Genomic DNA, 23,797 nt, shown 5'->3' with positions numbered 1-23,797 from the left:
TAGCGAACTTTACTAGTAATATTCTGAAAACTATGCTAAAGTTAAGATATATGAAATGTTTAGAACAGACGGGAGGGCAATAAATTTGTATAATGCACTTTTAATTGCTATGTTAGTAGTTTCAGTTTTGTTAATTATTGTCGTTACAATGCAACCAACTAAAACAAACAGCGCGTCCAGTGCTTTAACTGGTGGAGCTGAACAATTATTTGGAAAACAAAAAGCACGCGGATTTGAAGCCGTATTACAACGTGTGACAGTTGTGTTAGGAATTGTATTTTTCGTTCTTACCATCGCACTTGCCTTTTTAACAGCAAAATAAACAAATTAATGAGCCACCTGTATTTTAAACAGGTGGTTTTCTTTTTAGTAAAAATGAGAAATTTATCGATTTTAAAACAATAATTTTATACAATTAAAGAAAAATACAGTAAAATAGAAGATAGAATGAGTTGAGTAGGAGGAAGTTTCATGCCAAAGATTGTCTTGCCAAAACCTTTTTTCTTTGAAAATGGCCCAAGAGCGGTGCTCTTATTACACGCCTATACAGGCAGTTCAGCAGATATGCGGATGCTAGGTAGAGCGTTAGAAAAAGAAAATTATACGGTGTACGCACCGCACTTTACAGGTCACGGAACGCTTAATCCAGAAGATATTTTAGCAGCAACACCTCTGGATTGGTGGGAAGATACTAAGAAAGCCCTCGCTTTTTTACGCGAAAAAGGCTATCAAGAAATTGCCGTTATGGGGTTGTCGCTAGGTGGTATTTTTGCAACGAAAGCCATAGAAGAAGAACGGGTTCTTGGTGGTGGAACTCTTTGCTCGCCAATATTTATGGGAGACTATTCACTGGTTTTAAAATCATTTTTAAATTATGTTAAAACGGTAAAAAAAATTGCTGGAGAATCAGCTGATGAAATCAATGTAAAATTGCCTACGATTCAAAAAGAAGTCGAACAGCAGCTACAAGAGATTCAAGAATTCACGCGAAGCATCCAACAAAAGCTTTCAACGATTACAGAAGCCTTCTTCATTGCTCAAGCAGGTAAAGATGAATTGATTGATGCAAACGCCGCTTATCAACTAAAAGAAGCTTTAACCAATGCAGCTGTAACATTTCATTGGTATGAAAATAGTAGTCATGTGATAACGGTTGGAAAGGCTCACCACGAACTTGAAAAAGATGTGCTAGCCTTTTTAAACCAGTTATCTTGGAATGAGGGATAAATTAAATGGAAAATAAAAAAACAATCAAGGACACGATTTTAGTCTACCTTGAAAATAGTAAGAAAAAATCTTTTTCAGTCAAAGATATTAGTGAAAGTTTAGGCCTAACGAATGCGGCTGATTTTAAATTGTTAGTAGGAGCCTTAGCTAAAATGGAGCAAGAAGGGGCCGTTGAGTTGAATAAAAAAGGTCATTTTAAGTTACCAAAAGAAAAACCAGGATTAGAAGGTATCTTTCGTGCAAATGATCGAGGCTTTGGTTTTGTTTCAATTGAAGATGAGGATGACGATGTTTACATTCCACAAGGCCATACGAACTTTGCGTTAGATGGCGATATTGTAAAAATCGACATTAGTCGCGTAGCAGAGCCTTGGCGTGATCGTGGAGCAGAAGGATCCGTTGAAGCGATTATCGAGCGTAAATTTCATCAATTTGTAGGCGAATTTTATGCCTATAGTGAAGAGGGAATTGAAGAAACGGATTTATATGGTTACGTAGTGCCTCAAGATAAAAAGTTAAGCAACTATAAAGTGTTTATTGAAGCAAAAGGTATCAAACCTGTTGATGGTGCGATGGTCTTAGTTGAAATTACCTATTATCCAGACGTTGCTTTTCCAACAAGTATGCAAGGAATTGTAACAAAAACAATCGGGCACAAAAATGACCCAGGTGTAGATATTTTAACGGTTGTTTATAAACATGGTATTCCAACTGAATTTCCAGAAGAAGTATTGAAACAAGCCGATGCAGTTCCTGAGCAGATTTCAGACGAAGACCGCAAAGGACGTACGGATTTAACCCAGGAATTGATTGTAACGATTGATGGCGAGGATGCAAAAGATTTAGATGACGCTGTTACAGTCCGCAAGTTAGCCAACGGAAACTATCATTTAGGCGTGCATATTGCAGATGTGTCTTATTACGTAACTGAAAATAGCCCATTAGATGCGGAAGCTTTTGAACGAGCAACAAGTGTGTATTTAACAGATCGTGTGATTCCTATGTTGCCACACCGTTTATCAAATGGCTTATGTTCACTGAATCCTTTTGAGGATCGTTTGACTATGAGTTGTGAAATGGAAATCAATTCGGCAGGAGAAGTAGTGAATCACAAAATTTTCCCAAGTGTGATTCATTCAAAACGTCGTATGACGTATACTGCAGTCAATCAAATTTTAATGGAGAAAGATCCTGAGATTCGTAAAGAATACGAAGAATTAGTACCAATGTTTGAATTAATGGGAGAACTTCATCAAATCTTAGTCGCAAAACGTAAAGCACGTGGCGCGATTGATTTTGAAGCGCCAGAAGCTCAAATTGTTGTGGATGAGAACGGTCATCCAAAAGAAATTTTGATGCGTGAACGTGGTGTTGGAGAGCGTTTGATCGAATCCTTTATGCTTTCTGCAAATGAAACGGTAGCAGAGCACTATTTCAAATTAAATGTACCTTTTATCTACCGTATCCATGAACAGCCAGATTCAGACCGGATGCAACGTTTTATGGAATTTGTGACGGCTTTTGGAATCGTGGTTAAAGGAACGAGTCAAGATGTATCACCAAAGCAATTGCAAAAAGTATTAGCAGGAGTGAGTGGTGAACCAGAAGAAGCCGTTGTTTCAACGATGTTGTTACGTAGTATGAAACAGGCAAAATACGATATGGATCCACTGGGCCATTTCGGTTTAGGAGCAGAGTTTTATACGCACTTTACTTCCCCAATTCGTCGTTATCCTGATTTAATCGTTCATCGCCTGATTCGTTCTTATGCAGACAATGGCATTGGGGACGAGCAGCAGACTAAATGGGAAAATCTATTGCCAGACATTGCAGAGCAAAGTTCGAAAATGGAACGTCGCGCAGTGGATGCAGAACGTGAAACCGATTCGCTTAAGAAAACAGAATACATGGCGGATAAAGTCGGTGAAATTTATGAAGGTGTGATTAGTTCAGTAACAAAATTTGGAATGTTTATTGAATTGCCAAATACAATTGAAGGCTTAATTCATATGTCGAATATGAAAGAAGATTATTTCAATTTTGTTGAAAGTCATTTAATGCTAGTTGGTGAGCGAACTGGAGTTACGTATAAAATTGGTCAACCAATCAAAATAAAAGTTGAAAAAGCTGATGTTGAAACAAGAGAAATTGATTTTTCAATTGTTCCAGATCCTAATGCCCCTAAAACAGCCCTTAAAGATCGTCCTGCTAAAGGACGAGGTCGAGGTGATAGTAAGCGCAGAGGAAGAAGCGAAGAGCGCACATCAACAAATAGCGGCTATAAAAAGAAAGAAACTGGTAAGAAAAAGAAAATGAAAGTTTCCTTCAATGACAATCATTCAACTAAAAGTGAAACGAAAGCAAAAAATGGTAAAAAACCATTTTATACAGCTGTGGCCAAAAAGAAAAAGAAAAAATAAAGTTGTTTTAAGGAACCAAAGGAGGCGAAATGCATATGCCAAAAGGCGATGGCAAATTAGTTGCCCAAAATAGAAAAGCGCGTCATGACTATTCGATTATAGATACCGTTGAAGCAGGTATGGTGTTGCAAGGAACAGAAATTAAATCCGTTCGAGGAGCTCGCATCAATTTGAAAGATGGCTATGCCAAAATTCAAAATGGCGAAATATACTTGCACAATGTGCATATCAGTCCTTACGAGCAAGGAAATCAATTTAATCACGATCCCTTGCGTGTTCGTAAATTATTGATGCATAAAAAACAAATTTTGCGTCTATTAAATGAAACTAAAGCAACCGGAAATACATTGATTCCTTTAAAAGTCTATATTAAAGACGGATACGCAAAAGTATTGATTGGTTTAGCTAAAGGTAAGAAAAATTATGATAAGCGTGAAGATTTAAAACGCAAAGACATGAAACGTGAAACGGATCGTATGATGCGAATCAAATAAAAAAATGCTATTCAAGAGCCCTGCGAAGGGACCTTGAATAGCTTTTTTTTATTACAGAATTTTGCTACGTTTAGGTATATTTTCTCTTTTTAAGTAATTATAAACAGTAGGTCTTGAAATTTGATTTAATTTTGCGATTTCTGTAATCGATAAGTCTGTATTCATATATTGATCAATAACAGTCTTTAAATTTTTATTTTCAATCGGTCTTCCTAACGTGATTCCTTTTTCTTTTGCAGCTTCTAGTCCAGACAATACTCGTTCACGAATTAATTCTGCTTCCATTTCTGCAAATGCACTCATGATAGTAAAGAAAAATTTTCCCATAGAGGTGCTGGTATCAATATTATTTTGAATACTGACAAAGTTGATTTCAGCTTCATTAAAAAATTCCATTAATGAAAGCAAGTGTTTTGTTCCTCGCGACAAACGGTCTAACTTAAAAATGACAAAGGTGTCTCCTTTTTCAAGAGAAGCGATTGCTTTATCTAATTGACGTCGCTTTGTTTTTCTTCCACTTTCTTGTTCCGTAAAAATTTTATCACAGCCATACTTTGTTAAGGCGTTGATTTGTGCATCTAATTGTTGATGACTGGTGCTGATTCTAGCGTAGCCAATTGTTTTCATTTTATTCCTCCGAGGTCTCTTCAACAAAAAGTTCTTCTAATAGTATTTGTTGAATGATCTGAATAAGTTCTTGCCATTGGTGGTAATTTTTAAGAGAGCTTAGGAAGAAAATTGATTTGCAACTTGTAGATAATTCAAGAGTATCTGAAATAATTAAGTCTGCTTTTCGAACATCTTCTGTAATCACAACAGTCTCAGTGTTAAACATAGTTGCCAATTGCTCTGTAATAAAAAATTTACCAGTGAAATCTTTTGTTATTTGTAAGTAAATAAAAATTCGAGGTGTTTTTACAATTTGCAATAAAGTATAGATTAAACTGCAAAAATAATCTTTTAAAAGAGGGTGTTTAAGTAATTTATAATGATGCTCTTGAAGTGCTTTTTTTGAAAATTTGTCGTAAAAAACTTTTATCTCATCCATTTTTTGATCGTTGACTGATAAATTATAGTCTGGTTTTGGAAAATGCAATTCTAAAAAATAAGGAATTTTAGAACCCATTAATTGAAAAAATACATATAGCAACGTGAAATAATAGATAAAAAGAAAAGAAGTTTCTTCAGTAAAGTCTCCTTTAAATTGCTGTTTAAGTTCGGTTGTTAGATGAGAGGCAAATGCCGTTGCATCTGCTTCTTTTCTTGAAAAAATTTGACCAAGTGTTAATTTTTTATCATGTAAAATGATATCTGAAAGAAAAATTCTTGTAAAAAAATTAAAATAAAGAATTTCACTTTTATAATCCTTTAGCGAAAGTCCATCAAAAGAATGAGCATTAAAGATTCTGGAGACGTCATGGTTCTTTTGGATGAGATCGAGAATAGTAAATTCCTCTGAGTTTGGTTTTTTCGGAAAAGCTTGATGCTTAATTCGGATCGTTAGGACAGCAAATAGAAAATAGAGTAAATTTTTTTTGTATCTGAGCGTTTAGCTGAATCTTTTAAGATATCCTGTGGAAGTTGTTGTCGTAATTCTTCTTTCGTAAATTCTTTAAAAGGCCATTCTAGACTTTGAAAAGCATCCCCTAGGAAGAGGAAACTAAAGGTACGAATAGCTAATTCATTGCCAGTTAATAATAGGCAGGAATTTTCCTTAGTAATTTGAAAATCAAAGACGATAAGTTTTTCATTAAGAGTTTTTATAATGCGACTTAAATAGGAGGAAGTTACAAATAATTCATTGGTCGCCTCAGTTACAGTAAGCTGATAATTTGTTGTTAGAAGAACTAGCAAAATAAAATAAGGGGATTTTTTTAAATAATTTAATTTGAGTTGATAGTAAATAAGTAATTTTTTTTCAGAAAAGGAGGGATTTATTGTATACTCTCCTTTAGAATTTGCTTGAATAAACGTTTGAAAATGAAAGGATTCTTCAATTTCAAGATTTATTTTTTGTAGATAGCTTTTTACTGTTCGACTGGGAATTGTTAAATTTTCAGATAAGGTCTGTAGAGTTTGTTTTTTTTGGATAATGTCATAGAGAACTAATAGCTCATTTTGCCTTGATTCGGATAAAATTTTTGAATACATAGAACGCTCCTTTTTCTTTTTCCTGTCTATTGATGGACAAGAACTCGTCAACACACCTAGTGTTATCCATGTTAGAATATCAAAGTATCATATAATTGTAAACTAATCTAATGTTTTGTTACGAGATTATGTATAACTAAAAAAATGAAATAAAAAAAAAAGAAACCCACTTAAAATAGGATTCTTTGCTGATAAAACTAAAATATGTATAAACGTAAAATAATCATTAGATTAGTTTACAAATGATAGCAATGATTTGTCTGATAAAAGATAAGTTATTGAGCACTTTCAAGGAAAAGAGTACATGGTGAAAATTAAAAAATAAAGGATGGAGAGCGATTGATAAAAAAGAAACAGTTGATTTGTATTCCTCTTCTAACATTATTATGGAGTACAAGCACGGTTAAAGCTGAAAAAATTGAAAAAATCCCAATCAATCCGTTAACAAACATTTCGACTACTGAGGAGCAAATGATTACTCCTTTTTTATCGACACAATGGGCAGATGTTCCCTCATGGGCAAGAATAGATATAAGTTTGATGTTTGCTAATAAAGGAGATTACATTATAGAACAGTTGCAAAGAAGAATAGCAAATTCTATAGAACATCTAGGATGGCAAAAAGGTTCTAAAATAATGATTGATGTTCCTCAATGGGAAGGGGAAGAAAAAGGACCAGGTGAAAACACTTGGATGAAAGGAACTATAGAGGTGCGAGGTGGTGGTTTAACCTTTGAAACGGATGGAACAATTTCAATTAATACAACAGACGGTGGAAAGCAATTAATAATAGAAAGACTTCAAAATAAATTTACGACAGCTAATGTAAAAATAAAGCGCACAGAAGTTTATATGAGAGACATCCCGGAAAATCAAGCAGCTTATTATAACCCTTGGATACTCTATATTGACGGCGTAATCTCAAATGTAGATTTAACAGAAAAAGTAATCAATCTTTCGAATATTTTAGATTCCCCAGCTTTTATTTATACAACAAGTGAGCCAAGTTCAGTGGAATTAAATTCACCCATTCCAACGCCAAGTAGTTACATCACTTTATCGCAATCTTTGACAAATAATCCAACTTTTACCTATATTCAAAAGCCTGACTTTAGTAAAGCAGGACAAACAGAAGCAATTGTTCGAATAACAGATAGGCTAGATGATTATTATATTGAATCAGATGTTCATTTGAATTATAACGTGGTGGATAATCGACTATTAACTGCAGAAGCGATTTCGCAAGAAGTTGATTTAGGAACGGCTATTGAAAAAAGGAACCCAATGGAATTTATTAAAAATGTTAAATTGGGTGAAGAAGTATTAGGAAATACTGACTATTCAGTGAAGATTAAAACACCAGCAGATACAACAACTATAGGCAATCAAAAAATGATAGCTACAATTACTGGAAAAGGAAAAGCAGTAGATATTGAAGTACCTGTGACGGTGAGATGGGGAAAGAGTATCTATTTAAAAGGAGCCTATGATGATTCGGTTGGAGTGATCACTATGCATGATACGAGTTCAAAAACCTATACATTGACGGATCAAGTAGGGATTAAACGAAAAAATTCAGATTCTAAGGTTAATAATGAATTCGGTGAAGGACTCTATTATTGGATAGGAACGAAAAAACTGGACCAACCAACTCAATTACTTGAAGATGAGTTGAATCCTTCCCAAAGATTAATAAGTGCGACGGGGCAGGACGATGCGTTAAGTAAAATTAAAGAATTTCAACCAATAGAGTTAAAAGAGGGGGACTTAATTGACCTTTGGCATGCTGAGCCAAAACGAAATAGCTTGATTGTGAATGAGAATGAATTACAAGAAAATGCAGAATTGAAGAATACCTATTATGAGGTCACAAAATCAGGTTTTCAGCCGTTAAGAATTAATCAATTACAAACGAAAGAAGCCACCACACTTTTGCGAACAACCCCACAAGAATTAGAAGAAGACTTTATGAACAATATGGCAAAATACATTGATTCTAAAGAATACAACCAAATCAAGCCAGTGAAATTTATCTCCTTTCCAGACACAACAAAACCAGGCAAACAGCCGGCAAAAGTTCGAGTAGAAGAAACGCTTCAGTCGGGAAAAAAAGTTCAATTTGATTATGATATCCAAGTCAACGTAAAAATGAATGGGTACATGTTACAATTCCAACTAAAATACTATTCTTTTCGGACAAGGATCATAAAGAAAAAGTAACATCACAAAAATATAAGATAAAAAACAACTCTGACAATACAACTCTGAATGTTTCAATGGCTTCATTTTTAGTTAATCAAGATTCAGAGGTTGCCTATTTATCAGAACAAGAATCCGATCCAACGGAAGGCACAGCATCCTTAAGGTTGAATCTTAACGTAGATGGCAAGCAAAAAATAACAAGCTTGAATGCAGCTTCTAAGTCAACTAATCTTGTTGATTTGATGCCTAAAAATTCAAGCGAACTTTCTTTTGCAGGAGATTATTTTAATCCTAAATCAAAAAATGCCTTCCATGCAGAAAGTAGTATGGTGTTGAAATTTGCAATCAAGGAATAAAAAGGAGCAATCAATGAAATTAAAAAATAATAAGTTAAAAAAAAGATTTTTTATTATACTCTTACTTCTCTTACTATTGGCAGGAGTAGCTGGGGGCTATTATTGGTATAAAAACAATCAAAATCCAAAAGATTTAATTGCAGGAGAGGCTTTTCCACCGACTAAAGACGCACACAAAATGACGGATAAGGAAATGAAGGCCTTCAAACAAAAGGAAGTTGATGAAACACAATTCACGTTAACAATTTTTCCAGAAGCGACATTCAATCAAGAAACGTTGGAAGGAAATATCTATATTAAAAATGAACCCGTAAATGCTTATCCAATTAATGTCAAAGTGAATTTAGATAGTGATAAAAGTTTGGTATACGAATCGGGGATAATTCAGCCGGGCTATGAAATAACAAAAGCAAAATTAGCAAAAAAAGTAGCTGTAGGAACGTATAAAGCAACGGCATATGTTGACATATACGACAATAAGACGAAACAAAAAAGAGGGACTACTCAAGCAGTAGTGACGATTCAAGTAAATGAATAAATTTAATAGTACAAGCTATTGAATATAAATAAAAAACACTAAGGAGAGAATAAAATGAAAAAAAATGTAGTAGCACCAATGATAGTAGCGGGAATAGTTTTTGGAACGGGGCAAGCGGTTTTTGCAGACGAACAAGTACCAACTGGTTATCAAACAATTAATAATGCAGATGGTGATCAATACGATTCAACAAAAGGTGTTGAAATTCCAGTAAAAGGAACACTTGGTAAGTTAGACAATACAGATCCAGAAGAAAATATTCCTGAAGGAGATGATAGATGGTTGAAAGTAACAATTCCAACAAGTGTTGCATTCAATACAGATCCAGAAAAGGAAAATAAAGAAATTATGGCATATAATTATACGATTAAAAATTTATCAGCACGTCCAATCAATGTGAACTTATCAACCTTTACAGGTTCGGAAGAGCCAGCACTTACTAAATTAAGCTTCACGCCAAAAACAGGTGATGCGATTGATGTTGTAACTAATGGAGTTGTTAAAGAGAATGTTAATCAATTATTAGGGAAATTAGATGCTAAATTAGGCGTATATGAGTTTACTTATAAAGGAACGGTTGATCCTGAGAAGCTAGTAGATGAAAGCACAAAAGTTTCGTATAATATGAATTTGAAATTTGAAGTACTAGATAAAAATGGCGAGTCAGTAACAAAATAATAATGAAGAAAAAACACTTTTCATATTTGTTCCTTTGTTGTACGGTATTTTCGCTGCTACTAATGAATCAATCAGTTTATGGAGAAACAATTGAAATAAATAGAGAGACAAGTATTCCAGTAACAGGAATACTGACAACGCAAACAGAAGATGAAGCAAATGAGCCTTCTGAGAATAATGAAGAAGAAAATACGCTAACAGATCAAGAAACCATCATTAAAGATAATGAAATCCATCATCTTCCGCAAACAAGTGAATTGAGCCAACTTCATTGGATCCTGATAGGAATTGCTAGTATAAGCGTAGTCCTATATCTATTTAATAAGAAGAAAAGATAAAAAAATTGAAGCATAACTAGATAAAATCTAGCCTATGTTTCAATTTTTTATCCATTATTATATAATGAGTGTTATAATAATTTAGATAAGGAGTGTTTTTATTGATAAAAGCTTATAAAAACTTATGGAAAAATGGATTTGATTCCAAGGGCAGTACCTCTAGGTTAGAATTTTGGTTGACTCTTTTATGTGATGGAATTATTAATGGTAGTTTGTTTTTGCTTTACATAGCATTAAATGAAACGACAATCATGTTGGGAATATTTTTAATTTATAAAATAGTATCTGTAATTCCTATTCTTAATTTATCCGTTAGACGTTTTCATGACGCAGGGTATTCAACTAGAAGGTTTATTGTGCTAGGGATAGTCTGTCAATTTATTCCGATACTTGATGTTGTTGGGATGATTTTCTGTTTGGTTGTTTATTTACAACCATCAAAAAAAAAGAAATGAAATTATGGATGGATTAACTAAGAAGATTTCCAATGTTCTTGGAAGTCTTTTTTTTTAAAATTTTAAAAGACTAGACATTTAAAGTATAAGTGTGTATAATTCAAGGTGTAAAGAAAATGTAAGCACTTTAAAAATAATAATTAATAGAAATGAGTGAGTCAATTGACAGAATATCAATTTCCAAAAGGCTTTTGGTGGGGATCAGCAGCGAGTGGACCACAAACAGAAGGCCGTATCGAAAATGATGGCAAAGGCGACAGCATGTGGGATTACTGGTATAAAGAAGCACCAGAAAAATTTTTTAACCAAGTTGGACCTGAAAAAACATCACAAGTTTATCAAAAATACCAAGAAGATATTCAATTAATGAAAGCAACTGGACACACGACTTTTCGAACATCCATTCAATGGAGTCGTTTAATTCCAGATGGTGTGGGAGCGGTAAATCCAAAAGCTGTTGCTTTTTACAATGACTATATTGACGATATGATTGCGAATGGTATTGAACCATTCATGAATCTATATCATTTTGATATGCCGATGGCTTTACAAGAAAAAGGTGGTTGGTTAAATCGTGAAACGGTAGATGCTTATGTAACCTTTGCTAAAACGTGTTTCGAATTGTTTGGCGATCGAGTGAAAAAATGGTTTACGCATAATGAACCGATTGTACCGGTTGAAGCAGGGTACTTGTATCAATTTCATTATCCGTTAGAGATTAATTTAAAGCACGCTGTTCAAGTGGGATACCATGAAATGCTAGCTAGCGCTAAGGCGATTGCTGCTTATCATGGGATGAAACTGGGTGGAGAAATTGGGATTATTCTAAACCTGACACCAAGTTATCCGCGGGATGAAACGAATCCAGCTGACGTGAAAGCGGCAGTCATTGCGGATGCGTTCTTTAACCGTTCCTTTTTAGATCCCTCTGTTAAAGGAGAATTCCCAGTCGAATTGGTTGAATTGTTAAAAGAAATTGATCATTTACCTGTATATGAGGAAGAAGACTTAGTTATTATTAAAGAAAATACAGTTGATCTATTAGGTATTAATTATTATCAACCAAGACGCGTCAAAGCCAAAGAAACGCCAATTGATCATACGAATGGACCGATGCCAGAGGATTACTTTGATACCTATGAAATGCCAGGCCGAAAAATGAATCCGTATCGTGGCTGGGAAATTTATGAAAAAGGAATTTACGATATTTTAACCAATGTGCGTGAGAACTATGGCAATATTCGTTGCTATATTTCTGAAAATGGAATGGGCGTTGAAGGCGAAGAACGATTCATTAATGAAAAGGGCGAAATCGAAGATGACTATCGAATTGATTTTGTGAAAGACCATTTAAAATACGTGCACCAAGCTATTACCGAAGGTGCAAACTGTCAAGGTTACCATATGTGGACGTGTATGGATAACTGGTCATGGAACAATGCTTACAAAAATCGTTACGGATTTATTTCAGTAAATCTTGCAGAAGATGGAAAACGTACGATTAAAAAAAGTGGTCATTGGTTTAAACAAATCAGTAGCCAAAATGGCTTTAACGATTAAAAAAGAAAAGGTTGCTCTGTTCATTTGACAGGGCAATTTTTTTTTAAATCGAATTCGTACCCACATGACACAATGTTTGATACAATAAAAGAAACTATTTGTAAAAGAGGGATTGCAATGTCAGTATATCAATTCAATGTGACTCAAATGAACGGCGAAGAAGTTTCTTTAAGTAAATACAAAGGCAAAGTCCTATTAATTGTTAACACAGCAAGCAAATGTGGCTTAACACCTCAATTAGAAGGCTTAGAGGCGATGTATGAACAATTTAAAGAAAAGGATTTTGTAATCTTAGGATTTCCTTGCAATCAATTTATGATGCAAGATCCTAAAAGCAATGATGAGATTATGGAATTTTGTCAATTAAATTATGGTGTGACATTTCCAATGCATCAAAAAATCAAGGTTAAGGGAAAAGATGCTGATCCGTTGTACAAGTATTTAGTTGAACAAACGGATGGGAAAAAAATTGAATGGAATTTTGCCAAATTTTTAATTGGCAGAGATGGGGAATTAATTGAACGCTTTCCTTCAAAAATGCCTCCTTCAGAATTTATCGACCAAGTTGAAAAAGTAGTCATTAATTAAGGCTGTCTAAAAAATTGTAAAAGCAATGAAGTTCATTCGTGTTCTTGATTGCTTTTTTTTTATCAATCTTAACGAAGGGGGAAGAGGCGAATGGCAGAGAAATTTTTGTTACAAGGGGAAGCAAATCCAGAAAATGTCATTCAAGGTCGTTATTATCGATTTACGGTTTTAACAGAGCGCTTGATTCGGATGGAATATTCCGCAAATGGTACCTTTGAAGATCAAAGTACCCAAGTTGTCACCAGACGTGATTTTCCAGCCGTTACATTTTTAGCAACGGAAGAAAAAGGAATTCTAGAAATTTCTACGAACTATTTCCATTTATATTATAAGAAAGGTCCTTTTACGCCACAAAATTTAAGTATTGATTTAAAATTTGATTATGCAAGCTACCACGATCAATGGACCTTTGGTGATGAATTAACCACTTTAAAAGGAACTGCAAGAACCCTTGATAAAGTTAATGGCGCTACAAAGTTGTCGGAAGGCCTGATGGCAAAAAATGGCTACAGTTTATTAGATGATTCCGCGTCATTTTTGATTGATGAGAACTACAATTTTAAAAAGCGGGAGGACAATGGGCAAGATTTTTATTTTTTTGCTTATGGACGGGATTATTTAGCGTCTTTAAAGGATTTCTTTTATCTATCAGGAAGCCCACCTTTACTACCAAGGTTCGCATTGGGCAATTGGTGGAGTCGTTATTGGCAGTATTCAAGCAAGGAATATCAAGAATTGATAAGGAGATTTGCAGTGGAAAAAATTCCGTTTTCAGTTGCAGTAATTGATATGGATTGGCATTTAACGACCATTCCTGATCGTTTTGGAAGTGGCTGGACGGGCTATACTTGGAATCTTGAATTATTTCCACAACCAAAAGAATTTTTATCGTGGTTGCATCAAAAAGGATTGAAAACAACCTTGAATGTTCATCCGGCAGAAGGCATTCGCGCGTATGAGGAACCTTACTTGAGGGTTGCAAAACGCTTAGGTTTAAATTCTGCAGAAGAAGAACCGGCTCCGTTTGATTTGACAGATTCATTGTTCAGAGAAGCTTACTTTGAAGACGTGCATCATCCGCTGGAAGCAACAGGTGTTGATTTTTGGTGGATTGATTGGCAACAGGGAGTTAATAGTCGAATTTTGGGGTTAGATCCTATGTGGTTGTTGAATCATTATCATTATTTAGACAATCAGAAAAATCACTCAGAAGGTTTAATTCTATCTCGCTTTATCGGTCCTGGCAGTCAACGTTATCCAATTGGATTTTCTGGTGACACAGTAATTTCTTGGGAGTCATTAGATTTTCAACCTTATTTCACAGCAACGGCAACAAATATCGGTTATACATGGTGGAGCCACGATATTGGCGGTCATTATCACGGGGTTCATGATGAGGAGCTGACTTTACGTTGGATGCAATTAGGAACGTTTAGTCCAATCAATCGGCTTCATAGTTCGGATAATCCTTTTAACAGCAAAGAGCCTTGGCGTTTTAATGATATGATTTTTAACTCAATGCGCTACTTTTTACAATTAAGACATCGACTCGTCCCTTATTTATATACAATCAATTATTTGACTCATACGGAAGGCTTGCCCTTGGTGATGCCGATGTATTATTTAAATTCGATGGATGAGCTGGCTTATGAAGTGCCCAATCAGTTTTATTTTGGAACAGAATTATTTGTAGCTCCAATTACAACAAAGTCCGATAGTGATTTAAAATTAAGTCAAGTCGTGGTATGGTTTCCTGTTGGTAAGTGGTATGATTTTTTTACTGGAGTTCGTTACCAAGGTGGAACAATGCTTAAAATTTTTCGCAGTCAAACGGACTATCCTGTTTTTGCCAAAGCGGGAGGGATTGTTCCGATGAATCAAGATGGTTCTAAAAACGGTGAAGACTTACCAACGAATTTAGAAGTGCATATTTTTCCAGGATCTGATAATGAGTTTACCTTGTATGAAGAGATAGAAAATGCTTGTTTAGAGACGACTTTTAAACTTGATTGGAAGCAACAGCAATTGACGATTTCATTAAGGGGTGAATTAGAGATAGTACCTAAAAATCGTCAAATTACTTGTCTTTTTAGAAATGTAGAATTAGATTCAAGTCAGAAATTAGCCAGTTCAATCGAAGTTGATGTGAAAAGTAAAACGGCGATAGTGGAATGGACAAATTTCGCGATAGCTACCACGAAAGTAATTGATTTCAGAGGTATCAGAGAAGTTCAGTGTCAGCAGATTGTAGAAGAGGTATTTTCTAAATTAGATCAAGCGAATATTAGTTATTCACTAAAACGTGAGATTTATCAACATTTTATCACCTTTCAAGAAAGTTTGCCGTTAATTGGAATGATTAATAATTTAACCAATCGAATGTTGGCAGATTGCTTGTTTGAAATGATTTATACGATGGAAAGTTAGCACACAATCAATGGATTGTGTGTTTTTTACTGGATGTGAATCGCAAAAAGACTAGTCTTTTTAAATTAAATGGGTTATGATAAAGAAAAGAAGTAGCAAAGAGGTGGATTTCCAATGGTTAAATACCAACAAATCGCAAAAATTATTAGAAAAAGAATTCAAGAGGGTGTTTATCCGGTAGATTCGTTGATTCCAGATCAGGTAACCTTATCAAAAGAATTTGATGTTAGTCGCATGACAATGAAAAAAGCCTTGGATATCTTAGCGATGGAAGGGTTGATTTATCGTCAAAGAGGTGCGGGGACATTTGTAATGAAAAATGCACTGATTAATCAACTTGATACAAAAGCAGAAGAATATGATGGATTAACAAAACAGTTACCAGACAAAGAAATCACAAGTAAAATTATTTACTTTGATATTGAATTTCCAAGTGAAAAAGTGATGGAACAATTGATGTTAAAAGAAAATCAGCCGGTCTATAAACTAATTCGCTTGCGCTGCTTAGAAGGTCAACCTTATGTTCTTGAACATACGTATATGCCGTCAGATATTGTGACAGGATTAACGGAAGATATTTTATTAGGATCAATTTATCGTTATTTAAAAGAGGATTTAGGTTTAGTATTTGGTGGAGCTTTTAGAAAAATACATGCAGACAAGGCTTCGGAGTATGACATTGATTATTTAGAGTGTGCTCCTCATGACCCGGTACTTGAAGTAGAACAAGTTGTTTACTTACAAAACGGCAAACCTTTTGAATATTCTAGAAGCCGCCATCGGTATGATAAGCGTAGTTACACAATTTTAGATATAAATAAAAGCAGCTAAAAAGGAGAGCCGAATGGCTCTCCTTTTTAATTGTAAATATCATAACTAATGACAGCGCTATCCGGTTTTTTAAATTCATGGCGTAAAAAATTTAAATAGGTTCCAGGGGTTAAGATACCATTCATAGACAGCAAATCAATTCCTGAAGGACCAATAATTGAATCGGAAAGTAAACAGCAATTTGTTGTTAAAACAAAGTAGGATTTAAATGGTCCTCGATTAAATTTGTATAACTTACTATTGGCTTGGTAACAAGCTAGACTGGCGTAGTCTTGATACATCGTTTGGTCAACTAGAGGATTTTGGGCAAGAGCTAAACTATAATTAGATTTCCATTCGTAACATTGAGCTTTGATATTTTTAATGGCATTTGCGACATCTTGCTTTTCTTGAGGAGTTAACTGAATGCCAAAACCAAACAATGTTTTTTGACTGTGTTTAATACAAAATGGAATGTAAGAAGCTTTATCTGTGGTTAATAAAACGCCGTCGCCCATAGTATCGAATAAGTGATACGAATCTTCATCGTAATTGCCATAAGAAATAATTTCGCCATCAAAACATAAATCCATATGACCAATTGAGCCAAAACTTTTTTCTGTGACATGAATATAAATTTCTAAATCAGGAACAATATCTGATTTTCGTTCTGAAAAAACGGCTTTTTCACTTACAACTTCACTAGGTTTTAAAATTTTATTTGTTTCAGTTAAAACGCGTTTTGGAACAAAAGCTTCTAAAAAGATTGGAGGCGTAATTTTTATTTTACGTTTCAAACGGTCGATGGTTGAATTTGGAAGGTAACTCATCAGCAACAAATAAAGGTTGCCACATCCTGATAGAATAAAGTAAATGCCAAAAGCAATTAGAATTTGTTCCAAGGATAGAAAAGGTGAGAATATTAACAAAATTCCTGTAGTGGAAAGAAATAGTCCACTTACTAAAAGCGTGAATCTTCCAGATAGTTGATTTATATAATAAGTGCGATAGCTGACTAGCTTTGCAAAACCTTTTAATAACGTATAACAGCCAAAAACAGTAAATAAAAATTGATACGAAATCGTTGAAAAAAAATAAAAACTCAAACCAAGTATAATTTTTATTAGACTATCCTTTAAAACTTTCAAATCTAGTTTGCGTTTTAATAAAAATTGTGAAAAATGCGACAGGCTATCGATTAGCAATGCCAACATCATTAACAAGGTGAAAATAGAAAGCAAGGATGTGTTTATTTTTAAGATAATACTCCCAACGAGAATTAAGGCAAAGCTCGATAAAAAGAGATAAAGCCGGTTTAAATGAGTTGTCGACATAATAAGACCTTTCTTATAAAAAATAATCTACCTAATAGATAAAAATAGGATTCAATCGGTTCTAATTTTAACACTTAATAGAAAGAAATCAAAATTTTGTCAAGACGCTCGTTGCTTAACTATCGAGATTAATAAAGGAATGTATCTATTTTTTTATTTGGTATAGTCGTTTTTATTGTTTAATTGTTTTTAATATAAACTATATTGGATGTGTGTTATAATCATTGGTATACCTATTTAGTGATGAAGAATGGAGGGGGCTGCAAAATGAACAATAATCAAAAATACTTAACTTTATTAGCAAAAGAATTTCCAACAATTGGTGAAACAGCGACTGAAATCATTAATCTGCAAGCTATTTTAAATTTACCAAAAGGTACTGAACATTTCATTAGTGATATACACGGTGAGTATGAAGCTTTTCAACAAGTTCTACGAAACGGTTCAGGAAACATTAAAGAAAAAATCAAGGATATTTTTAGTAATCGTTTGACTCAAAAAGAGATGACTCATTTAGCTACGTTGATTTATTATCCAGAAGAAAAAATGACGTTGACGATTGAAGCTTTAAAAAATCAACAAGAAATTGATGAATGGTACAAAATTACCTTAAATCGCTTAGTAGAGCTGTGCGTTTTTGTAGCGTCAAAATACACACGTTCAAAAGTTAGAAAGGCTCTTCCTAATGAATTTGCGTATATAATAGAAGAATTACTATTTAAGGCGAACGATTCAAATGACAAGGAAGATTATTATAATGCAATTATTCAAAGTATCATTGCGTTAAATCGAGGTTTTCAATTTGTAAGCGCAATCTCCTATTTAATCCAGCGTTTAGTGGTAGATCATTTACATGTAGTGGGAGATATTTACGATCGTGGACCGTTTCCTGATAAAATTATGGATACCTTAATGGACTACCATTCTGTGGATATTCAATGGGGAAACCATGATATTTTATGGATGGGTGCAGCAAGTGGTTCACAAGTTTGTTTAGCAAATGTATTAAGAATTTGCGCGCGATATGATAATTTATCAATTCTTGAAGAAGGCTATGGTATTCCGTTAAGACCGTTATTGACGTTTGCAGAAAGGGTTTATTCAAAAGAAAGCGGAGCCTGTTTTGCACCGAAAATTGATCAAAAAACGACGTCTTATTTAACCGATGAGCTGCAACAAATTACGAAAATCCATCAAGCAATTGCGGTGATTCAATTTAAATTGGAAGGCCCGATTATTAAACGCCATCCAGAATTTCAAATGGAAGATCGTCTACTTTTATCTAAAATAGATTATAACCACCAAACCATTACGATTAAAGGAAAAGTCTATCCCTTAATAAATGCTTACTTTCCAACAATTGATCCATTAGACCCTTATTGTTTAACGGAAGAGGAGCAACAAGTCATTGAAAAATTAAGTGAGGCGTTTCAACACAGTGAAAAATTGCAGCGACATATGTCATTTCTCTACAGCCATGGCAGTATGTATTTAACGTATAATAATAATTTATTGATTCATGGTTGTGTTCCATTAAACGAAGATGGCAGTTTGATGTCATTAAAATTGAAGGGAATCTCCTATCAAGGGAAACAATTGTTAGATCAATTTGAACTGGCGCTAAGAAAAAGTTGGCTATCAAAAGAAACTGATAAAACAGCTGAGTTAGATTTGATTTGGTATTTATGGACAGGTGCGGTTTCTTCATTATTTGGAAAAGATCAGATGACAACTTTTGAACGTTATTTTATTGAGGATAAAGAAACGCATGAGGAACAAAAAAATGCGTATTATCGTTTGCGAAATACAGAAAAATGTTGTCGTATGATTTTAGAAGAGTTTCATCTGAATCCCACTTGTGGGCACATTATTAATGGGCATACTCCAGTAAAGGAACGCATCGGTGAAAATCCTATTAAAGCAAACGGTAAATTGATTGTTATTGATGGTGGTTTTTCAAAAGCATATCAAAAGACAACGGGCCTTGCAGGTTATACGTTGCTTTACAATTCCTACGGTATGCAATTAGCCTCACATCAACCTTTTACTTCAAGGATGGATGCAATTGAAAATGAGCGAGATATTATTTCAACAAGACGCGTAATTGATTTAGAATTAAAGCGTAAAAAGGTAAGTGAAACGGATACAGGGCAGGAATTAATGAAACAATTAATTGATCTAAAGAAGTTATTAAAAGCCTACCAAGATGGAGTAATTAGTCAAAAATAAGAGTCAGAATAACTGATTCTTATTTTTTATTCTTAAAAAGAAATAAAACAAGTCTTTTTTTGAATGAAGCCTGATCCCGTAAAAATAAATAAAGCATCATTGCTAATAAAGTGTTAAAATAAATATTAATATTATTAGTAAAATAAAAAAATAAGCAGACAAGTCTACTTATTTTTTTCTAGTTTATTCTAATGATGGTCATGTTTTTATTAATGAGAAGCTTCCAGTAACCGACAATCTGATTTGCGGACAATTAGTTTGCCGTGGTATTTTTCATCGAATTCTTTGTCTGAATTCAGCGCTATTACTAAGAAGGAATTCTCATAAACTTTTTCGATATATCCTTCAAACTCTTTTTCATTTAATGTGAAGATGATTTGATCAGCGTACCCCATTGGTTTTCGCCTCCAATAAACTTTTTTATTCATGAAAAGTGAATAACATCATTATGCAATAAATGATATAAATTATAAAATGCGAATTCGCATATTTTTTGAAAGTGAGACACTTTATGGCAAATCTAGGTTCCACCATAAAAAAATTTAGGAAACAGAATAATATGACTCAAAAAACGTTAGCTGAAAAAATCTGCTCCCAAAGTGTCTTGAGCCGCATTGAGAGTGGACTCGAAGTCCCAAATGCTGTAGTATTACATCAATTGTGTGAACGGCTTGGAATCTCTGTGGAAAAAGCTGTTTCTTCTAATGTGAACCATATTTCTTCAAATAAAGATACGTTAAAAAAGATGAGTGATTATTTTGACAATAACCAATATGATCAGCTAAAAGTATTTTTGAAACAAAATAACTGCATCAACGAGTTTCATGAGGATGTGGATTTGCAATTTTATTATTATTGCAAGGGAAGTTGTCGTTATTATGTGGATGGTGATTATAAAGGAGCATTAAATGATTTAACAATGGCCTTAGAGTACACTTATTCTCCTAATAATCATTATTTTACTACTTATGAAGTATTGATTTTAAGTTGTTTAGGAAAAGTTTATATTGATTTAGGAGCAGAGGCAGAGGGGATGAACTATCTGCATGATAGTTTATTGGCTATCAACAGTGTATCCATGAATGAAAAATCATACTTGCTCACAAAGATTTTTTACAACATTGCATCGATTCATCGTAAAAAGAAAGCCTACAGCGACGCTAGGATTTATCTTGAAAAAGGAATTCAGTTTGCTAATGACTTACACAATAGCTACTATTTAGCAGAACTTTTTTATGAGAAAGCCTGTATTTCTTATGTAGAAGGGGATCAAAAAACGGCCTATTTAGAGATGTCAGTTGCTTACGGAATTGCGCAAGGGGTTGAAAATAAGAAAATGGTGTTACTAACAAAAGAAAAATTAATCAAGTGGGACTTTTATCCTGTTATTTGAAAAGCTTATATCATACCTAATTTTAGAAAGTCAACAGAAATTTTGTCCCTAATGGTTGTAAAACTTTTTATAATGATTATAATATAGAGTGAAGTTCAAAAAATTAATATCAAAATTAGTTTTATGAAAATGAACATAAAAAGAGGAGGTTTTTTGTAGTGGGATTAGATATCGTTACACTAGCACGTTTTCAGTTTGCGATGACAACCGTTTTTCATTATTTCTTTGTGCCATTATCAATTGGATTAGCTTTAGCAGTTGCTGTCATGGAAACGATGTATGTTGTGAAGAAAAAAGATGTCTATAAAGACATGGCGAAATTTTGGGGACATATTTTCCTATTAAGTTTTGCTGTTGGAGTAGTGACAGGGATCATTCAAGAGTTTCAATTTGGGATGAACTGGTCAGACTATTCTCGATTCGTAGGGGATATTTTTGGAGCGCCACTTGCGGTAGAAGCGTTATTAGCCTTCTTCCTAGAGTCAACATTTATTGGATTGTGGATTTTTGGCTGGGATAAATTCAGTAAAAAAGTTCATATGGTCTTTATTTGGTTAGTGGTCTTTGGTTCGATGATGTCGGCTTTCTGGATTTTAGTTGCCAATAGCTTTATGCAACATCCAGTAGGATATGAGTTAAACAATGGACGCGCTGAATTAAATGATTTTGGTGCATTGTTAACAAGTCCTCAAGTATGGTATGAATTTAGTCACGTATTATTTGGTGCGGTAGTTCTTGGTGGCTTTGTGGTTGCTGGTTTATCAGCATTTAAATTACTAGCTAAAAAAGATACATCATTCTTTAAAAAGTCATTAAATATCGGCTTAACACTTGGCTTGATTGGTGCCGTTTGCTCTATTTTAAGTGGAGATTTACAAACAAAAGCTTTAGTACACGATCAACCAATGAAATTTGCTGCAACAGAAGGTTTGTATGAAGATTCTGGAGATCCTGCTTCATGGGCATTACTAGGCATTCATGACGTTGAAAAGAAAGAAACAACTTGGTCATTGGAAATCCCTTATTTATTAAGTATTCTTTCATTTAACAAACCAGAAGGTGCCATTCGAGGCATGCTGTCAATTAATAAAGAATTGATTGAAAAATACGGCAATCAGAATTACTTCCCACCGGTTCGAACTCTTTTCTGGAGTTTCAGAATTATGGCTGGTAGTGGAGTATTCTTATCATTAGTTGCTATTCTTGGTCTATGGTTTAACAATAAGAAGAAAACATTAATGGAAATGAACTGGTTATTACGTGTCATTGCATTTTGTACGTTTGTACCATTTATTGCGAATACAGCAGGTTGGTTGATTACGGAATTGGGTCGTTACCCATGGACGGTATACGGCGTCTTTACGATTGCTGATAGTGTATCACCAAACGTTTCAACAACGTCGCTATTAATTAGTAATATTATTTACTTCTGTTTATTCTCAGGCCTTGGTGCCGTAATGGTTTACCTTGTGAAAAAAGAGATGGACAAAGGTCCTTACCATGAGCTAGAAAGTCAAGATCATGATTCTAAAGCAAATGTAGATCCATTTGAAAAGGGGGCTTTCGGAGATGAGTGATATCAGTAACTTACAGTTTTTGTGGTTTATTTTAATCGGTGTCCTATTCGCAGGCTTCTTCTTCTTAGAAGGATTTGACTTTGGTGTTGGGATGTCTACTCGTATTTTAGCAAAAGACCGCGAAGAGCGTTCACAAATTATTGAGTCAATTGGTCCTGTCTGGGATGGGAACGAAGTTTGGTTGTTAACTGCTGGGGGCGCGATGTTTGCGTCATTCCCATACTGGTATGCTTCTGTATTTAGTGGCTACTATCTGATTTTATTTACAATCTTATTCGGTTTGATTATCCGCGGTGTATCGTTTGAGTTCCGTGGCAAAATGGAAACAGAAAAAGGGCGTAACTTCTGGGATTGGACATTATTCTTTGGAAGCATTATTCCACCATTCTTTTTTGGAGTTCTATTTACCAGTATGGTAAGTGGAATGCCACTAGATGCTGACGGAAATATGACAGCAACGTTTACGTCTTACTTTACACCATTCTCACTTGTTGGGGGTGTCGCATTAACATTATTATGCTTGTTACATGGCTTTAACTACATCCGTTTGAAAACAATCGGTGAAGTAAGAGATCGTGCAGTAGCTTATGGGAAAAAATTATATTTAGTCTTGTTTGTTGGGTTAGTAGCATTTGCAGGCTTGTTGTATGTTTCAACTGACTTCTTTGATATTCACCCTGTATCAACACTAGCATGGTTAGTAGTGATTGTATTGCTAAGTGTACTAGCAACATACGGAATTTATAAAGACAAAGAATGGTTGTCATTTATCACAAGTGGGTTGACTTTAATTGCTTTAGTCGCATTATTGTTCTTTGGTTTATTCCCACGTGTCATGGTAAGTTCAATCTCACCTGACTTTGATTTAATGATTAAAACAGCTTCAAGTTCTCCGTATACGTTAAAACTAATGACATGGTTATCACTTTCAATCTTGCCATTTGTTATTGCGTATCAAAGCTGGAGTTACTACGTTTTCCGCAAACGAATTACTAAGGAAAAAGCGGTGAAATATTAATT

At 34.3% G+C, this 23,797-nt stretch carries 23 protein-coding genes; 18 read left to right on the top strand and 5 right to left on the bottom strand.

Annotated features, from left to right (window positions below; genetic code table 11):
* The first annotated feature begins 85 nt into the window (after positions 1–85).
* The 4 genes from secG (at position 86) to smpB (ending at position 4,141) form a co-directional block, all read left to right on the top strand.
* On the top strand, positions 86–322 hold the full coding sequence (secG, locus tag BR52_RS08155) for a preprotein translocase subunit SecG (RefSeq protein WP_034571298.1): 237 nt from the start codon (positions 86–88) through the stop codon (positions 320–322).
* A 149-nt stretch (positions 323–471) separates the two neighbouring features.
* The gene (locus tag BR52_RS08150; RefSeq protein ID WP_034571295.1) at positions 472–1,227 is read left to right on the top strand and encodes an alpha/beta hydrolase; all 756 of its coding nucleotides are present in this window, start codon (positions 472–474) and stop codon (positions 1,225–1,227) included.
* A gap of 5 nt (positions 1,228–1,232) precedes the next feature.
* On the top strand, positions 1,233–3,647 hold the full coding sequence (gene rnr, locus BR52_RS08145) for a ribonuclease R (RefSeq protein WP_034571292.1): 2,415 nt from the start codon (positions 1,233–1,235) through the stop codon (positions 3,645–3,647).
* Between the two features lie 35 nt (positions 3,648–3,682).
* Complete coding sequence (gene smpB, locus BR52_RS08140; protein WP_034571289.1) at positions 3,683–4,141, top strand: SsrA-binding protein SmpB; 459 nt, start codon at positions 3,683–3,685, stop codon at positions 4,139–4,141.
* A 51-nt stretch (positions 4,142–4,192) separates the two neighbouring features.
* On the opposite strand, the gene BR52_RS08135 is transcribed toward smpB, so the two are convergent.
* The 3 genes from BR52_RS08135 to BR52_RS08125 all read right to left on the bottom strand — a co-directional run bounded on the left by BR52_RS08135 (position 4,193) and on the right by BR52_RS08125 (position 6,292).
* Positions 4,193–4,768: a recombinase family protein gene (locus BR52_RS08135; RefSeq protein WP_034571287.1), complete on the bottom strand. Its 576-nt coding sequence runs from the start codon at positions 4,766–4,768 to the stop codon at positions 4,193–4,195.
* Between the two features lies 1 nt (position 4,769).
* A complete protein-coding gene (locus BR52_RS08130; RefSeq protein WP_034571284.1) occupies positions 4,770–5,267 on the bottom strand; it encodes a hypothetical protein in 498 nt (165 codons plus the stop codon).
* A 374-nt stretch (positions 5,268–5,641) separates the two neighbouring features.
* Positions 5,642–6,292, bottom strand: coding sequence for a helix-turn-helix domain-containing protein (locus tag BR52_RS08125; RefSeq protein WP_034571281.1), 651 nt, complete (start codon positions 6,290–6,292; stop codon positions 5,642–5,644).
* Between the two features lie 339 nt (positions 6,293–6,631).
* Here BR52_RS08125 and BR52_RS08120 point away from each other — a divergent pair, with 339 nt between their 5' ends.
* The 10 genes from BR52_RS08120 to BR52_RS08075 all read left to right on the top strand — a co-directional run bounded on the left by BR52_RS08120 (position 6,632) and on the right by BR52_RS08075 (position 16,265).
* Complete coding sequence (locus BR52_RS08120) at positions 6,632–8,512, top strand: hypothetical protein (protein WP_034571278.1); 1,881 nt, start codon at positions 6,632–6,634, stop codon at positions 8,510–8,512.
* A gap of 56 nt (positions 8,513–8,568) precedes the next feature.
* On the top strand, positions 8,569–8,850 hold the full coding sequence (locus tag BR52_RS08115; RefSeq protein WP_034571275.1) for a hypothetical protein: 282 nt from the start codon (positions 8,569–8,571) through the stop codon (positions 8,848–8,850).
* A 13-nt stretch (positions 8,851–8,863) separates the two neighbouring features.
* On the top strand, positions 8,864–9,388 hold the full coding sequence (locus tag BR52_RS08110) for a hypothetical protein (protein ID WP_034571272.1): 525 nt from the start codon (positions 8,864–8,866) through the stop codon (positions 9,386–9,388).
* Between the two features lie 54 nt (positions 9,389–9,442).
* Positions 9,443–10,066, top strand: a complete 624-nt coding sequence (locus tag BR52_RS12590) for a hypothetical protein (protein WP_051915674.1) — start codon at positions 9,443–9,445, stop codon at positions 10,064–10,066.
* Between the two features lie 2 nt (positions 10,067–10,068).
* Positions 10,069–10,404 carry an LPXTG cell wall anchor domain-containing protein gene (locus BR52_RS08100; protein ID WP_034571269.1) on the top strand — a complete coding sequence of 112 codons (336 nt, stop codon included), beginning with the start codon at positions 10,069–10,071 and terminating at the stop codon, positions 10,402–10,404.
* 101 nt (positions 10,405–10,505) lie between these two features.
* The gene (locus BR52_RS08095; protein ID WP_051915673.1) at positions 10,506–10,859 is read left to right on the top strand and encodes a DUF805 domain-containing protein; all 354 of its coding nucleotides are present in this window, start codon (positions 10,506–10,508) and stop codon (positions 10,857–10,859) included.
* Positions 10,860–11,021: 162 nt separating this feature from the next.
* Positions 11,022–12,419, top strand: coding sequence for a glycoside hydrolase family 1 protein (locus BR52_RS08090; protein WP_034571266.1), 1,398 nt, complete (start codon positions 11,022–11,024; stop codon positions 12,417–12,419).
* A gap of 117 nt (positions 12,420–12,536) precedes the next feature.
* Complete coding sequence (locus BR52_RS08085) at positions 12,537–13,007, top strand: glutathione peroxidase (protein ID WP_034571264.1); 471 nt, start codon at positions 12,537–12,539, stop codon at positions 13,005–13,007.
* A 90-nt stretch (positions 13,008–13,097) separates the two neighbouring features.
* Positions 13,098–15,434 (top strand): glycoside hydrolase family 31 protein, encoded by a 2,337-nt coding sequence (locus tag BR52_RS08080; protein ID WP_034571261.1) that lies wholly within the window; start codon positions 13,098–13,100, stop codon positions 15,432–15,434.
* A 114-nt stretch (positions 15,435–15,548) separates the two neighbouring features.
* Complete coding sequence (locus BR52_RS08075; protein ID WP_034571259.1) at positions 15,549–16,265, top strand: GntR family transcriptional regulator; 717 nt, start codon at positions 15,549–15,551, stop codon at positions 16,263–16,265.
* A 26-nt stretch (positions 16,266–16,291) separates the two neighbouring features.
* Here BR52_RS08075 and BR52_RS08070 read toward each other — a convergent pair whose 3' ends face one another.
* Entirely contained in the window at positions 16,292–17,578 is a 1,287-nt protein-coding gene (locus tag BR52_RS08070) for an HdeD family acid-resistance protein (protein WP_034571256.1), read from the bottom strand.
* A 267-nt stretch (positions 17,579–17,845) separates the two neighbouring features.
* Here BR52_RS08070 and BR52_RS08065 point away from each other — a divergent pair, with 267 nt between their 5' ends.
* Positions 17,846–19,807, top strand: a complete 1,962-nt coding sequence (locus BR52_RS08065) for a fructose-bisphosphatase class III (RefSeq protein ID WP_034571253.1) — start codon at positions 17,846–17,848, stop codon at positions 19,805–19,807.
* 209 nt (positions 19,808–20,016) lie between these two features.
* On the opposite strand, the gene BR52_RS08060 is transcribed toward BR52_RS08065, so the two are convergent.
* Entirely contained in the window at positions 20,017–20,202 is a 186-nt protein-coding gene (locus BR52_RS08060; protein WP_034571251.1) for a hypothetical protein, read from the bottom strand.
* A 116-nt stretch (positions 20,203–20,318) separates the two neighbouring features.
* On the opposite strand from BR52_RS08060, the gene BR52_RS08055 reads away from it, so the two are divergent.
* From BR52_RS08055 to cydB, 3 genes are all read left to right on the top strand, one after another.
* Positions 20,319–21,200, top strand: coding sequence for a helix-turn-helix domain-containing protein (locus BR52_RS08055; RefSeq protein ID WP_051915672.1), 882 nt, complete (start codon positions 20,319–20,321; stop codon positions 21,198–21,200).
* 158 nt (positions 21,201–21,358) lie between these two features.
* On the top strand, positions 21,359–22,777 hold the full coding sequence (locus BR52_RS08050) for a cytochrome ubiquinol oxidase subunit I (RefSeq protein WP_034571245.1): 1,419 nt from the start codon (positions 21,359–21,361) through the stop codon (positions 22,775–22,777).
* A gap of 1 nt (position 22,778) precedes the next feature.
* Positions 22,779–23,795, top strand: coding sequence for a cytochrome d ubiquinol oxidase subunit II (cydB, locus tag BR52_RS08045; protein WP_034573695.1), 1,017 nt, complete (start codon positions 22,779–22,781; stop codon positions 23,793–23,795).
* Positions 23,796–23,797 lie beyond the last annotated feature (2 nt).

Source organism: Carnobacterium divergens DSM 20623 (assembly GCF_000744255.1).
In the GTDB taxonomy this organism is placed as follows: domain Bacteria; phylum Bacillota; class Bacilli; order Lactobacillales; family Carnobacteriaceae; genus Carnobacterium; species Carnobacterium divergens.
This window is presented reverse-complemented; position numbering and strand designations above follow the sequence as displayed.